The sequence below is a fragment of the Xanthomonas sacchari genome, assembly GCF_040529065.1.
Lineage (GTDB): Bacteria > Pseudomonadota > Gammaproteobacteria > Xanthomonadales > Xanthomonadaceae > Xanthomonas_A > Xanthomonas_A sacchari.
Map to the genome: position 1 here is coordinate 2,822,284 of NZ_CP132343.1, position 14,589 is coordinate 2,836,872.

Consider the following 14,589-nt stretch of genomic DNA (forward strand, 5'->3'; position numbering starts at 1 on the left):
TTCCCGACTCCCGATTCCCCATTCCCGGATGGGCGTCAGCCCATCCTGTAGTTCGGCGGTTCCTTGGTGATCTGCACGTCGTGGACGTGGCTTTCGCGCTGGCCGGCACCGGTGATCGTGACGAACTTCGGCTTGGTACGCATCTCTTCGATGGTGGCGCAGCCCACGTAGCCCATGGTCGCGCGCAGGCCGCCGATCAGCTGGTGGATGATGCCGCTGAGCGGGCCGCGGTACGGCACGCGGCCTTCGATGCCTTCCGGCACCAGCTTGTCGGCGTCGGAGGCATCCTGGAAGTAGCGGTCCTTGCTGCCTTTCTCCATCGCGCCCAGGCTGCCCATGCCGCGATAGCTCTTGTAGCTGCGGCCCTGGAACAGTTCGACCTCGCCCGGGGCTTCCTCGGTGCCGGCGAACAGGCCGCCGACCATCACCGTGGAGGCGCCGGCGACCAGCGCCTTGCCGATGTCGCCGGAATAGCGGATGCCGCCGTCGGCGATCAGCGGGATGCGGTCCTGCAGCGCCTCGGCGACCATGTCGATCGCGGTGATCTGCGGCACGCCGACGCCGGCGACCACGCGCGTGGTGCAGATCGAGCCGGGGCCCACGCCGACCTTGACCGCGTCGGCGCCAGCGTCCATCAGCGCCAGCGCGGCATCGCCGGTGACGATGTTGCCGCCGATCACCTGCAACTGCGGGTAGGTCTTCTTGACCCAGGCCACGCGGTCGATGACGCCCTGCGAATGACCGTGCGCGGTATCGACGATGACCACGTCCACGCCGGCCGCGGCCAGCAGTTCGATGCGCTGTTCGGTATCGCCGCCGACGCCCACCGCGGCGCCGACCAGCAGCCGCGTGGCGGCGTCCTTGGCGGCGTTGGGGTTGTCGGTCTTCTTCTGGATGTCCTTGACCGTGATCAGGCCGCGCAGCTCGAAGCCGTCGTTGACCACCAGGATCTTCTCGATGCGATGGCGGTGCAGCAGCTGCAGCACTTCCTCGTCGCTGGCGCCCTCGCGCACGGTGACCAGGCGATCCTTCTTGGTCATGATGTGGCGGACCGGATCGTCGAGCTTCTTCTCGAAGCGCATGTCGCGGCTGGTGACGATGCCGACCAGCTCGCTGCCGTCCACCACCGGCACGCCGGAGATGTTGCGGGCGCGGGTGAGTTTGAGCACCTCGCCGATGGTGGTCTCCGGCCCGACCGTGAACGGCTCGGTGATGACACCGGCCTCGAACTTCTTGACCTTGGCCACTTCGGCCGCCTGCTGCGCCGGGGTCAGGTTCTTGTGGATGATGCCGATGCCGCCGAGCTGGGCCATGGCCACCGCCAGGCGGTGCTCGGTGACCGTGTCCATCGCGGCCGACAGGATCGGCAGTTTCAGGCGCAGGTCGCGGGTCAGCCGGGTTTCCAGGCTGACGTCCTTGGGCAGGACGATCGAATGGGCGGGGACGAGCGAGACGTCGTCGTAGGTGAGAGCTTCAGCCTGGATGCGCAGCATCGGCGGACCCGAGTGTGGGGAAGCGCGGCATTTTAACGCATTTGGGGCGGGGATTGGGGATTCGGGAGTGGGGATTCGTCAAGGCGGCGCCCTGTGCAGTCGGGCCGTTTGCCTGTCTTTCAGCAGGGCAATCTCGACGGCCTGCCGATCCCGCATGCAAACCGGAAGGGCCGTGCATGCGCTTTTTGCTCTGCCTTTAACGAATCTCGAATCCCGACTCCCGCGCAGCCTTCAACGAATCCCCAATCCCGAATCCCCAATCCCGGCCGCCTCAGCGGCCTCAATCGTGTTCTGCATCAGCGTGGCCACGGTCATCGGCCCGACGCCGCCCGGTACCGGCGTAATCCAGCTAGCGCGCTGCGCCGCCGCGTCGAAGCCGACGTCGCCGACCAGGCGGCCATCGTCCAGACGGTTGATGCCGACGTCGATCACCACCGCGCCGGGCTTGACCCACTCGCCCGGGATCAGCCCCGGCCGGCCCACCGCCACCACCAGGATGTCGGCGTCGCGCACCCGCGCCTGCAGCACCTCCGGTGGGGTGAACTTGTGGCAGCAGCTGACCGTGCAGCCGGCGATCAGCAGTTCCAGCGCCATCGGCCGGCCGACGTGGTTGCTGACGCCGACGATGGTGGCGTTGCGCCCGCGCACCGGCTGGTCGGTGTGCGCCAGCAGGGTGACGATGCCGCGCGGCGTGCACGGACGCAGGCCGAACTCGCGCAGCGCGAGGTGGCCGACGTTCTCCGGATGGAAGCCGTCCACGTCCTTGCGCGGATCGATGCGATGGATCAGCCGGCTGGCATCGGGGATGCCCGGCAGCGGCAGCTGCACCAGGATGCCGTGGATCTTGGGGTCGGCATTGAGCCGGTCGATCAACGCCAGCAGCTCGGCTTCGCTGGTCCCGGCCGGCAGGTCGTAGTCGAACGCCTCGATGCCCACCTTCTCGGCCGCGCGGCGCTTGTTGCGCACGTACACCGCCGAGGCCGGATCGCCGCCCACCAGCACCACCGCCAATCCGGGCCGCGGCTGCCCGGCCGCCAGCCGCGCGTCGACCCGCGCCTTCAGCTCGTCGAGCAGGTCTTCGGCGATGCGCCGCCCGTCGAGGATGCGGGCCGGAACGGAAGAGACGGGCACGGAATCGGTCATCGGGGCGGGCGGGTGTAGAGTCGGGGGATGTCCATTGTCCCCGATTCCGCCATGACCGACATCACCCGCATCGAGGCCGCCGCCTTCCGCCGCCTGCTGCAGCACCTCAACCACGACCGCCCCGACGTGCAGAACATCGACCTGATGATCCTGGCCGGGTTCTGCCGCAACTGCCTGGCCGACTGGTACCGCGAAGCGGCGGCCGCCGAGGGCGAGGACCTCAGCAAGGAGCAGGCGCGCGAGCGCGTCTACGGCATGCCGTTCGCCGACTGGAAGGCGCAGCACCAGGCCGAGGCCACCCCGGCGCAACTGGCCGCCTTCGCCGAGGCGCAGCGCAAGCACGGCTAGCGATGCTGCGCTACAGCGCGATCGCGGCGGCCATTCTCGCCGCGGCCTATCTGGTGGTCTGCGCCCTGCTCTACCTGGGCCAGCGCGACCTGCTGTATTTTCCGCAGGGCACGCGGGTAGCGCCGGCGCAGACCGATTTCGCGCTGCGGCGCGGTGCGGACGTGGAGCTGCGCGGCTGGCAGGTCAATCCCGGCCGCGACAAGGTGCTGCTGTACTTCGGCGGCAATGCCGAGGATCTGCGTTTCGCCCGCGCGCAGTTGCAGACCGCCCTGCCCGACCACAGCCTCTATTTGCTCGCCTACCGTGGCTACGGAGCCAGCGGCGGCAAGCCCAGCGAGAACGCCCTGGTCGGCGACGCGGTGGCGCTGTACGACCACGTCCACGCCGCGCAACCACAGGCACAGATCGCGGTGCTGGGACGCAGCCTGGGCAGCGGCCTGGCCAGCCAACTGGCGGCACGGCGCGCGGTGGCGCGGCTGGTGCTGGTCACACCGTTCGACAGCCTGGTGTCGGCGGCGCAGGCGCACTACCCGTGGGCGCCGGTGCGCTGGTTGCTGCGCGATCGCTACGACTCGGCGCGCGCCTTGCGCGCCTACCGCGGCCCACTCTTGATCCTGCGCGCCGGCCGCGACCAGGTGGTGCCGCCGGCCAGCACCGATGCCCTGCTCAAGGCCCTACCGCATCGCCCGACCGTAGTCGCCTTCGCGCAGGCCGACCATAACGACCTCAGCGACGATCCGGGCTACGTGCGGGCGCTGCAGGCGTTCCTGCGCTGAGGCTGGGCGCCTGTCGTAGGAGCGGCTTTGGCCGCGACCGGGCGTACTGTCGCGGCTAAAGCCGCTCCTACAACTCCCCGCCAACCATTGCGGCTATGTGCCGTCACGCTCCTGCGCTGGCTCCGCCACCGGCACGCCTTCCGGGTTCAGCGTGCGACTCTCGCGCCGCGGCGGCGTGAACGGCGTCGGAGTCGGCACTACTGGGGTGATGTTGCCGTACATCAGGCCCCTGCCAGCACGCACGTCGCCGGCGGCGATCTCCAGTTCCAGCCGCTCGGCATCGCGGCGGCGGATCTCGCGGGCGATGGAACGCGCCTCGCTCTCGTCCATGCCCAGCTCGATCAGCGCGGCCTGGCCGAATTCCACCGCCGATTCGAAGGTCTCGCGGATGTGGTAGTCGACGCCGGCGGCGATCAGCTCCAGCGCGTGCTCGCGGTCGTAGGAACGCACCAGCAGCTTGGCCTGCGGGAACTCGGTGGTGGCCAGCTCGACGATGCGGTTGGCCGCCTCGCGGTTGTCCACGCACACCGCGATGGCGCGGGCGCTATGCGCGCCGGAGGCGTGCAGCACATCCAGACGCGTGCCGTCGCCGTAGTAGATCTTGAAGCCGAACTTGGCCGCGCTCTGGATCATCTCGATGTCGTTGTCGATGATGGTCACGTCCACGTCGCGCGCCAGCAGCGACTGGCTGGCGACCTGGCCGAAGCGCCCGAAGCCGATGATCAGCACGCTGCCGGTGAGGCCGTCGGCCGCATCCACGCCTTCCATCGACGGCGCCTCCACCGGCGCCCAGCGCCGGTACAGCAGGACGAACAGCGGCGTCAGCGCCATCGACAGCACCACGATGGCGGTCAGGTTGGCGTTGATCTGCGCGTCGATGACACCGGCGCCGCTGGCGGCGGCGAACAGCACGAAGGCGAACTCGCCGCCCTGCGCCATCAGCACGCCGCGATCCAGCGCCTGCGCATGGCCGCTGCCGGTGAGCCGCGCGACCAGATAGATACACGCGGCCTTGGCGGCCATGAAGGCGAGCACGCCGCTGAGGATCAGGGTCCAGTTGGCGGCCACCACCGCCAGGTTCAGCGCCATGCCGACGCCGAGGAAGAACAGCCCCAGCAGGATGCCGCGGAACGGTTCGATGTCGGCTTCGATCTGATGGCGGAAGGTCGATTCGGACAGCAGCACGCCGGCCAGGAACGCGCCCATCGCCATCGACAACCCGCCGAGTTGCATCAGCAGCGCCGCGCCCAGCACCACCAACAGGGCGGCCGCGGTCATCACCTCGCGCGCCTTGGCCGCGGCCAGCAGCCGGAACAGCGGATTGAGCAGCCAGCGCCCGGCCGCCAGCAGGCCGACGATCGCGGCGGCGCCAACGCCGATGCCGACCCAGCGCGACGGCGCCGAGGCATCCGCGGGCACCGGCGCCATCCACGCCACCACCGCCAACAGCGGCACGATCAACAGGTCCTCGAACAGCAGGATCGCCACGATCTTCTGCCCGGCCGGCAGGGCGATGTCGCCGCGCTCGCCGAGCAACTGCATCACCACTGCGGTGGAGGTCAGCACGAACCCCGAGGCGGCGATGAAGGCCACCGGGAGCGGGAAACCGAATGCCAGGCCGACGCCGGTCAGCACGCTGGCGCAGACGATGATCTGCGCGGTGCCCAGGCCGAAGATCTGCTTGCGCAGGCTCCACAGATGCGAGGGCCGCATCTCCAGGCCGATCACGAACAGGAACATGACCACGCCCAGTTCGGCGACGTGCAGGATCGCCTGCGGATCGGAGAACCAACCCAGGCCGAACGGCCCGATCGCCAGGCCGGCGGCGAGGTAGCCGAGCACCGATCCCAGGCCGAGCCGACGGAACACCGGCACCGCCACCACGGCGGCGCCGAGCAGCGCCACCACCTTGATCAATTCGCTGCTGTCGGCTGGACTGGTCATGCGCCGATTCTACGCACAAGGTCCGGACATCCATATGGAGCGGAATGCGAGGTGAGACGCGGTGCGCTGCGTGCTGCGCGCAAGATGCCTCTCGCGCGACATGCACGCGATCGCATGTTGGACGGCGTCGATCGTGTGCGATCAGTGCGCAGCCCCGCCTCCCTTCTCCCATCGGGAGAAGGTGCCCCGCAGGGGCGGATGAGGGTACGAGCGCCGCTGTGAACAACGAAAGCTAGTGCAGCCAGGCATCGCGAAGCGCTTCGCGCCCGTACCCTCACCCCAACCCCTCTCCCGCAGGGAGAGGGGCTTGAGCGTGCGCGATGCTGCGTCAGCCATCGAGCACCCGCCTCCCTTCTCCCGCCGGGAGAAGGTGCCCCGAAGGGGCGGATGAGGGTACGAGCGCCGCTGCGCCATCGACGAGCTAGTGCAACCAGACATCGCGAGGCGCTTCGCGCCGTACCCTCACCCCAACCCCTCTCCCGGTGGGAGAGGGGCTTGAGCGTGCGCGATGCTGTTTCAGCCATCGAGACCTCCCCCCTTCTCCCACCGGGAGAAGGTGCCCCGAAGGGGCGGATGAGGGTACGGGCGCCGCCGCGAACAACGACGCCTAGTAGCAGCTAACGCTCAGCGCCGCAGAACTGCGCGTAGTCGATATAACCAGGGAACGGCCGGTCCGGCGCGCACACCGGGCACTGCGGATCGGCGGACAGGCGGGTTTCGCGGAAGCGCATCGCCAGTGCGTCGAAGTGCAGCAGGCGGCCGCGCAGCGGTTCGCCGATCTCCAGCAACAGCTTCAGTACCTCGTTGGCCTGCAGCAGCCCGACGATGCCGGGCAGCACCCCGAGCACGCCGGCGTCGGCGCAGTTCGGTGCGAACTCCGGCGGCGGCGGTTCCGGGAACAGGCAGCGGTAGCACGGTGCTTGCCCGCGCCGGCGGCCGGCGTCGAACAAGCTGACCTGGCCCTCGAAGCGCTGCACCGCGCCGTACACCAACGGCTTGCCGAGCTTCACGCAGGCGTCGTTGAGCAGATAGCGCGCAGGGAAGTTGTCCGAGCCGTCCAGCACCACGTCCACGTCCTGCAGCAGTCGTTCGACGTTGTCCGCGGTGACCCGCTCGCGCACCGCCTCCACCCGCACACCCGGGTTCAAGGCGCCCAGACTTGCCGCAGCCGAGTCCACCTTGGCTTGGCCGATCCGCGCGTCGCCGTGCAGGATCTGCCGCTGCAGGTTGCTGCGCTCGACCACGTCGTCGTCGGCGATACGCAGCTGTCCCACCCCGGCCGCGGCCAGGTAGAAACCAGCCGGCGAGCCCAGGCCGCCGGCGCCGACCAGCAGCACGCGCGCGGCCTGCAATCTGCGCTGGCCTTCGACCCCGACTTCGGGCAGGCGCAGATGCCGCGAATAGCGGTCGAAGAAGTCTTCCTGCTCCGGTTCCAGCGCCAGTCGCTGCAGCGGCAAACCCTCGCGCTGCCAGCGCGTGGTGCCGCCCAGCACCGAGGCGACTTGCGGATAGCCGGCCTGCTCCAGGAACACCGCGGTATCGTGCGAGCGCTTGCCGCTCTGGCAAATCAGCAGCACCTCGGTGTCGGCGCCGAGATAGGCGGCCGGGTCGGCCTGCAACTGCCCGCGCGACACGCCCTGCGCGCCGGCGGCCATGCCGCTGGCACGCTCGTGCTCCTCGCGGATGTCGATCAACCGCGCGCCTTGCGCCTGCCGTGCCTGCGCCTGTGCAGGAGTCAGTTCTCGAATGCCCATGCGCGCATTATCGGCGCAAACCGGGCCCGCGTCCGTAGTCGACGGCGCGGCTGAAGGAACCCCTCATTCAACCGCGACGCGCTTGCCCGGGAACGCCCCGTCCCGCTGAAACCATTTCCCCAGGCATCCTGTATCCGGCTTCATGGTGTTGGATGCAGGTGCTGAGGGGTGCCCTCAATACGGCACCACCTCGACCACGTCGCCGGCCTGGAACTGGCGTGCACCCTCCTCCAGCCGCAGCAGCACGTCGCTGTCGGCGGCGCCGCGCAGGCGGTGCGAGCCGTCGGCGGGATTCGGTTCCGCCCACAACTGGCCGTGCGCGTCGCAGCGCATGCGTCCGCGCAGGAACTCCAGCCGGTCGTGGCGCTTGTCCCAGCCAGCCGCCAGTCGCGCACGCCAGGCCCGGTGCGGTTCGCTGCGCCGCTGCAATGCATCCAGCAAGGGCCGCCCGATCGCCAGGAACGTCGCCAGCACCGACACCGGGTTCCCAGGCAAGCCCAGGAACAGGGCGTGATCCCACTCGCCGAACAGCAGCGGCATGCCCGGGCGCATGCGCACCTTCCAGAACAGGATGCGACCGTGCTCGACCAACAGACGCGGCAGGTAGTCCTTCTCGCCGGCGGAAACGCCGCCGCAGGTCAGCACCACGTCGAACGCCGAGGCCGCGTCGGCGAGCATGGCCTGGATGCGCTGCGGATCGTCCGGCAGGGTCGGCCAGGCGGTCGGCGCCAAGCCGAGCAGGCGCAGTTGCGCCATCAGCATATCGCGGTTGCTGTTGTAGATCTGCCCGGGCTGTAACGGCAGGCCCGGCTCGACCAGCTCGTCGCCGGTGGCGAACACCGCCACGGTCGGCCGTGCCGCCACCGTCAGCTGGTCCACGCCCAGGGCCGCAGCCAGGCCGATGCGCGAGGGCGTCAGCAGCATGCCGGCCTCGAGCACGCGCTCGCCGACGCGCACGTCCTCGCCACGCGACCGCACGTGCGCGCCAGCGGCGAGCCCGTCCGGCACCTGCACGAGGCCATCGCGCTCGTGCACGTTCTCCTTGATCACCACCGTATCCGCACCGGCCGGCAATGGCGCGCCGGTGGTCACGCGCAGGCACTCGCCGGGCGCGAGCGCCTGTTGCCGATCGGTGCCGGCGAACTGCTCTCCGGCCAGGCGCAAGTCGGTCGCCGCCCCCTGCTTCAGGTCGGCATGGCGCAGCGCGAAACCGTCCATCGCGCTGTTGGCGAACGGCGGCAAGTCGATCGGCGCATCCAGCGGTTCGAGCAGGATGCGGCCATCGGCACGCGACGCCGCCAGGCGCTCGCTGTTGACGGGACGGACGCGCGCAGCGGCAGCGACGATCGCCAGCGCGTCGGTGTAGGCGATCCGGGAGGGATAGTCGGTCATGATGGCGGCAGGATACCCGCTGCGACCAGATCCTGCGGCGTATTCAGATTGCCCAGCACGATCTCCGGCAACGCCACCGGCCGCATCTGCAGGCGCTGCTGCAAGGCGCGCGGCGCGTAGCGGGCGGCTGTCAGCGCCTCCTCCAGCGCCGGACGCAGCGCGGCCACCCGGTACAGCGCCACCAGCGGTTGCGCGCCAGCGGCATCCTCGACCCAAGCGCCATCGCGGTCCACAGCGGCCGCGGCGAGCACCGCCGGCAGGTCCGGCGGCAACCCGCACAGGTCGACCGGCACGGTCAGCAGCCACGGTGTGCCGCAGTGGGCGGCGAGCGCGTCCAGCCCGGCGATCGGCCCCAGCGAACGCTCGGCGTCGGGCGGCGCCGCGACACGGTCCGGCACAGCCTGCAGGCCGACGGCGAGATAGCGCGGCAAACTGCGATTGGCACTGACCAGCACCGCGGACACCCGTGGCGCCAATGCCTGCACCAGCCATTGCACCTGCGCCTGCCCGTCGCGTTGCAGCCAGGCCTTGTCGCACCCGCCCAGGCGTTGCGCGCGACCGCCGGCGAGGATGCCGAGGGTGATCGCGCGCCGCGTGTCCATCGTGCGGCTACTTGCCGCGGACGTGCTTCATCAGCCGCCGCTTCTTGGCGATCTGGCGCTCGGTCAGCACGTTCTTCTTGCCTTCGTACGGGTTGGCGCCTTCGCGGAACATGAAGCGCACCGGCGTGCCGACGAGCTTGAAGCGCTTGCGGAAGAAGTTCTCCAGGTAGCGCTTGTACGACTCCGGCAACACCTTCAGGCGCGTGCCGTGGACGATGAAGGTCGGCGGATTGCTGCCGCCCGGATGCACGTAGCGCAGCTTGGAGACGTGACCGCGGATGCTCGGCGGCGGATTGCTCTCGTAGGCGATTTCCAGCGCTTGGTTGACTTCGCTGGTGCTGAACTCGCGCACCGCCGAGGCGTGCGCGCGATGGATCGCCTGGAACAGCTCGCGCAGGCCCGAGCCATGCTTGGCGGAGATGCGCACCGCCTCGGCCCAGCTGACGAAGCCGAGCTTGCGCGACAGCAGGTCTTCGGCCTGGGCGCGCTGGTAGTCGCTCTGCCCGTCCCACTTGTTGATCGCCACTACCAGGGCGCGGCCGGCATCGAGGATCGCGCCGAGCACGGTCGCGTCCTGGTCGGTCACCCCTTCGCCGGCATCGAGCATCAGCACTGCGACCTGGCACTGCTCGATGGCCTGCAGGGTCTTGAACGCGCTGAACTTCTCCACCGCCTCCTCGACGCGGCCGCGGCGGCGCAGGCCGGCGGTGTCGATCAGCCGGTACAGGCGGCCGTCGCGCTCCAGGTCCACCGCGATCGAGTCGCGGGTGGTGCCGGGCACTTCGGAGGCGATCATGCGCTCCTCGCCCAGCAGGCGATTGACCAGGGTCGACTTGCCGACGTTCGGGCGGCCGACGAAGGCGATGCGCATGCGCGCCGGGTCGGTGTCCAGGGTTTCGCCGGCGCCCTCTTCCGGCAGCCGCTCCAGGACCTCGTCGAGCAGGTCGTCGATGCCGTGGCGATGCGCGGCGGACACCGCGATGGCGTCGCCGAGACCGTAGCGCGCGAACTCGGCGCGGACCTGGTCCTCGTCGGTGCCGTCGATCTTGTTGATCAGCAGCAGGGTCGGCCGCGCCAGCTTGCGCAGCCAGGCCAGGATCTCGTCGTCGAGCGCGGACGATCCCTCGCGGCCGTCGACCACGAACAGGATCAGGTCAGCCTCACCGGCGGCGGCGCGCGCCTGCTCGGCGGTGGCACCGGCCAGGCCTTCCTCTTCGCCGGAGATGCCGCCGGTATCGACGATCACGAATGGGGTTTCCGGCTGCAGCCGGCATACCCCGTAGTGGCGGTCGCGGGTGACGCCCGGCTGGTCGTGGACCAGCGCGTCACGGCTGCGCGTCAGCGCATTGAACAGCGTGGACTTGCCGACATTCGGCCGTCCAACCAGGGCGACCAGCGGCAGCATCGCGACATCCTTCTCTTGTTATTGACCCAACCGGAACGCGGTCAGGTCGCCTTTCGTGTTCTGCATCAGCAGGATTCCATCCGCGACCACCGGCTGCGCCACCAGCGGCTTGCGCCCGACCCGCTCGCGCGCGGCGAACTCGCCGTTGTCGAGCCGGAGCCAGTGCAGATAGCCCTTGTAGTCGCCGACCACGGCGTAATCGCCCTGGATCGCCACGCCGGTCAGCGAGCGGCGCGCCAGCCCCGGCTGCGACCACATCGCCGATCCGGAGGCCTTGTCCAGCGCCCACACGGTGCCGGCGTTGTCGGCCACCACCACGTTGCCGGAACTCACGCCGACACCGCCGGCGCCGCCATGATCGCGGTTCCACAGCGGGCGGCCGCTCGGGCCTTCCAGCGCCACGGTCTGGTTCTTGAAACTGGTCGCATACAGCGTGGTGCCGTCGAGCACCGGCGCGCCGTCGACGTCGGCCATGCGCTCCAGTTCGGTGCGGCCTTCCGGCACGCCGATGGTCTGCTCCCACAGTACGCGGCCGTCCTGCATCGCCAGCGCGGCCAGGGTGCCGTCGTCGTTGCCGATGAACAGCACGCCCGGACCCGCCACCACCGGCGCGTTGCCGCGCACGGTCAGGCTCGGCAGTTCCTGCGCATTGAACCAGCGCTGCTGGCCGGTGGCCGCATCGAACGCCGTGGTGCGGCCATCATTGCTGCGCACGAACACCATGTTCTGCGCGATCACCGGCGCGGCGATCACTTCGTTGGGCACCTTGGCGCGCCACTTCTCGGTGCCGTTGGCGGCATCGAGCGCGATCACGGCGCCATCCAGCGCACCGACCACCACCAGGCCGTCGCCCACGCCGGGGCCGCCGGCGAAACGCGGCAGCGGACGCTTCTTCTCGAGCCGCTTGCGTTCCTTGGCCTGCTGCTTTTCGTTGCGCAGGCGCTGCTTGTAGGCGGCACGCTCGTCCTTGGACAGGTTCTTGCCGGACTCGCTCTCGACCTGGCTCTTCGGCTGGTCCTCGGCCTGCGACAGCTGCTGCTTGCGCGCCTGCTTGGCGTCGTATTCCCAAATGGTCTTGCCGGTCTGCAGATCCAGCGCGTACACCGTGCCGGAGGTCGCGGCCGCATACACCTTGCCGTCGGCCACCACAGGGCGCTGGCGCACGCCGATCAGGCGCTCGCCCTTGCCGGCGTCGGTGGACCACAGCTTCACCACCTTCACCGACGGGGTGAACTTGACCAGTTCGGCCGGCTCGGCGGCCTTCTTGGCGGCCGCATCCTTGCCCGCGAACCAGCCCTTGACGGTGCTGCAGCCAGACAGCGCCAGACCCAGCAGGGCCACGGTGGCGACACGCTTGAACATGACTACCTTCATCAGATCGGCTCCGCGGCATTCGGCACGCTGCCGCCCGCATCCATCAATTTCGTTTCGACCACGCGCCGCTGCGGCGAGGCCACGTCCAAACTGGTCAGCGCCTTGGCATACGCATCGCGCGCCGCGTCGCGCTTGCCCTGCGCGATCAGCGCATCGCCGCGAATCTCCAGACCCTGCGAATCGGTGGCCGAGGCCACCAGCGCCAGCGCGTCCTGCGGCTTGCCGCCGGAAATCAGCAACCGCGCCACACGATGGTCGACCAGCACCTTCATTTCGCCGTCGGCCTTGAGCGCGCGCAGCGTGGTCAACGCGGCATCGGACTTACCGGCATCGACCTGCGCCTTGGCCAGGCGCAGCGCCGCCAGTTCGGCGTAGATGTTGGTCGAGCCCTGCTGCAGTTCGGCCATGTCCTTGGCCGCCTTGTCCAGTTGATTGGCCTGGATGCTCTTGAGCACCGCTTCGTAGCGGGTGTTGGCCTGGGCCAGATCGTTGGACCGCTGCTTGGTCCACCACTGCCAGCCGATGATCGCGCCAAGGCCAAGGACGATGCCGCCGATCAGGCCGGCGCCGTTCTTCCTGAGCCAAGTGCGGACGCGTTCGCTTTGTTCGTGCTCGTCGAGCAGGTCGTCAATCGCCATGCGTACTCTCGCCCCGCCGCTGCGACGGGACATGGAATGTTGAAAGTGAGGAACCGCGCCGCCGTCACTCGGAGGCGGGCACCACGGAACCGTCAGAGGATACCGCAAAGCGCGCCACGTTCGCGCGCCTGAACGGGGTCAGATCCACGGTACTCCCGGATTGCTGAACCTGGACCGCGGAGGCATTGCCCAGCACCACGCGCCCGACCTGGCCCGGCGCATAGGTGCGGGTCTCGCCCGCCTTCAGCAGGGCTTTTTCCACCGGCGTGCCGTCAGGAGCAAGGATCTGCACCCAACTGTCGCCCTGGAACGACAGGCTCAGGGCGTTCTTCTCCGGCTCTGCGGCCGGACGCGGCATCGGCGTCAGCGACGCGATGTACGGCGCGGCGCTCGGTGCAGGGCGTGCGGGCGCCGGCGCGGCCGGTGCGGCCGCAGCGGCGCCATTTGCCGGCGTCGCCGTTGCCGCCGGGGTTGTACCGGGCGTGCCCGGCACCACATCCAGCGACGCGGTGCTGGGGCCGTTGTCGTCGGCGAAATGGCTGCGGGTGGCGTACCACACCGGCACCGCCAGTCCGGCGGTGATGACCACGTAGACCATGCGCCTGGTGGCGCTTTCGAGCATGCGCCGCAGCGGCGGGGTATGCGTGTGACTGATCAATTCGACCGGCTGCACCGGCGCGATCTGCGCGGTCTGCAGCAACGGCTCCAGATCGACGCCGAGCAGGCGCGCATAGCTGCGCAGCTGCCCGCGGACGAACACCGGCGCGCCGAGGCGCTGCCACTGCTCCGACTCGAGTGCCTGCACCACATGCACCGGCATGCGCAGTCGGCTGCCGACGTCGTCGATGCTCAGGCCGGCCGCTTCGCGCGCTTCGCGGAGCTGTTGCCCGCAGCCTTTGGCGCCATCGAAAGCGTTCGGATTGGAATCACTGATCACAATGCACTAGCCCCGGGTGTCGTGGTCGCGGCGTCGGGAAACTCCTTGCGCAACCGCTGTTGGTAACGGCCGGCGGCAGCCTTGTCGCCCAGCCTTTGCTCAATCTGAATAGCAAGTTGTAACACGGAAGCGGTGGCAGGCGCAGCCGCCAGACGCCGCTCGGCGAAGGCGCGCGCCTCGAAAAAGCGCCCTTGCGCGACCTCGTTGCGGGCCATCGCCTCAAGCGCGTACGCGTTGTCAGGATCCAGATCCAGCGCCTTGCGCAGGTCGCGTTCGCCGCGCTCGCGCTGGCCGACCTGCAAGGCGCAGCCGCCGGCGTTGGCCAGCGCCGAAGCCGGCGTGGCGTAGTCCTGCAGCGCGAGCGCACGGTCGAACCAGGCCAGCGACTCGGCCGGCGACCCATTCGCACACAGCCAGGCACCGTAGTTGTTCAAGGTCGCACCGTTGCTCGGCGCCAGTTCCGCAGCCTTGCGGTAGTACCCGCCGGCGGTCGTGGCGTCGCCGCGGCGATCGGCGAGCACCGCCAGCACGGTCAGCGCGTCCACCGATTGCGGATCCAGCGCCAGCGCCTTGCGCGCATGCGTCTGCGCGGCCTCCAGGTCGCCGGAGGCAAGCCCGTTGGCGGCCAGACCCAACTGTTCCTGCAAGGCCACCCGCGCCTTCACCGCACGGTTGTCGCGGAAGGAATACTGCGGTTGCACCTGCTCGCTGGTGCGCACCGTGCCGGTCTTGGCCGCGATCCAGTTGCAGCCCGGACAGGCCAGCACTGCGATCGCCAGCATC

At 69.5% G+C, this 14,589-nt stretch carries 13 protein-coding genes; 2 read left to right on the top strand and 11 right to left on the bottom strand.

The genetic code is table 11. From position 1 onward, the window contains the following. Window positions 1-35: 35 nt before the first annotated feature. Together guaB and folD are read right to left on the bottom strand one after the other, a co-directional pair. Complete coding sequence (gene guaB, locus RAB71_RS11815; RefSeq protein ID WP_010342915.1) at window positions 36-1,493, bottom strand: IMP dehydrogenase; 1,458 nt, start codon at window positions 1,491-1,493, stop codon at window positions 36-38. A gap of 231 nt (window positions 1,494-1,724) precedes the next feature. Continuing rightward, entirely contained in the window at window positions 1,725-2,636 is a 912-nt protein-coding gene (folD, locus tag RAB71_RS11820; RefSeq protein WP_041500189.1) for a bifunctional methylenetetrahydrofolate dehydrogenase/methenyltetrahydrofolate cyclohydrolase FolD, read from the bottom strand. Window positions 2,637-2,687: 51 nt separating this feature from the next. Here folD and RAB71_RS11825 point away from each other — a divergent pair, with 51 nt between their 5' ends. After that, window positions 2,688-2,984, top strand: a complete 297-nt coding sequence (locus tag RAB71_RS11825) for a DUF1244 domain-containing protein (RefSeq protein WP_010342912.1) — start codon at window positions 2,688-2,690, stop codon at window positions 2,982-2,984. 2 nt (window positions 2,985-2,986) lie between these two features. Further along, a complete protein-coding gene (locus tag RAB71_RS11830; RefSeq protein WP_010342911.1) occupies window positions 2,987-3,760 on the top strand; it encodes an alpha/beta hydrolase in 774 nt (257 codons plus the stop codon). Window positions 3,761-3,853: 93 nt separating this feature from the next. Here RAB71_RS11830 and RAB71_RS11835 read toward each other — a convergent pair whose 3' ends face one another. The 9 genes from RAB71_RS11835 to pilW all read right to left on the bottom strand — a co-directional run bounded on the left by RAB71_RS11835 (window position 3,854) and on the right by pilW (window position 14,588). Next, window positions 3,854-5,704 (bottom strand): monovalent cation:proton antiporter-2 (CPA2) family protein, encoded by a 1,851-nt coding sequence (locus RAB71_RS11835; RefSeq protein ID WP_010342909.1) that lies wholly within the window; start codon window positions 5,702-5,704, stop codon window positions 3,854-3,856. Window positions 5,705-6,321: 617 nt separating this feature from the next. Next, window positions 6,322-7,458 carry a molybdopterin-synthase adenylyltransferase MoeB gene (moeB, locus tag RAB71_RS11840; protein ID WP_010342908.1) on the bottom strand — a complete coding sequence of 379 codons (1,137 nt, stop codon included), beginning with the start codon at window positions 7,456-7,458 and terminating at the stop codon, window positions 6,322-6,324. 174 nt (window positions 7,459-7,632) lie between these two features. Further along, window positions 7,633-8,850 (bottom strand): gephyrin-like molybdotransferase Glp, encoded by a 1,218-nt coding sequence (gene glp, locus RAB71_RS11845; protein WP_010342907.1) that lies wholly within the window; start codon window positions 8,848-8,850, stop codon window positions 7,633-7,635. Then, entirely contained in the window at window positions 8,847-9,452 is a 606-nt protein-coding gene (locus tag RAB71_RS11850) for a molybdenum cofactor guanylyltransferase (protein ID WP_010342906.1), read from the bottom strand. Before RAB71_RS11850 ends, glp begins: the two co-directional genes overlap by 4 nt. Before the next feature lie 7 nt (window positions 9,453-9,459). Beyond that, complete coding sequence (gene der / locus RAB71_RS11855; RefSeq protein ID WP_010342905.1) at window positions 9,460-10,857, bottom strand: ribosome biogenesis GTPase Der; 1,398 nt, start codon at window positions 10,855-10,857, stop codon at window positions 9,460-9,462. A gap of 18 nt (window positions 10,858-10,875) precedes the next feature. After that, on the bottom strand, window positions 10,876-12,231 hold the full coding sequence (gene bamB, locus RAB71_RS11860) for an outer membrane protein assembly factor BamB (RefSeq protein ID WP_010342904.1): 1,356 nt from the start codon (window positions 12,229-12,231) through the stop codon (window positions 10,876-10,878). Then, the gene (locus RAB71_RS11865; protein ID WP_010342903.1) at window positions 12,231-12,869 is read right to left on the bottom strand and encodes a tetratricopeptide repeat protein; all 639 of its coding nucleotides are present in this window, start codon (window positions 12,867-12,869) and stop codon (window positions 12,231-12,233) included. The genes bamB and RAB71_RS11865 overlap by 1 nt, the downstream gene beginning before the upstream one ends. A 64-nt stretch (window positions 12,870-12,933) precedes the next feature. Beyond that, window positions 12,934-13,806, bottom strand: a complete 873-nt coding sequence (locus RAB71_RS11870) for a RodZ domain-containing protein (RefSeq protein ID WP_010342902.1) — start codon at window positions 13,804-13,806, stop codon at window positions 12,934-12,936. Continuing rightward, window positions 13,803-14,588: a type IV pilus biogenesis/stability protein PilW gene (gene pilW / locus RAB71_RS11875; RefSeq protein ID WP_010342901.1), complete on the bottom strand. Its 786-nt coding sequence runs from the start codon at window positions 14,586-14,588 to the stop codon at window positions 13,803-13,805. Before pilW ends, RAB71_RS11870 begins: the two co-directional genes overlap by 4 nt. Window position 14,589 lies beyond the last annotated feature (1 nt).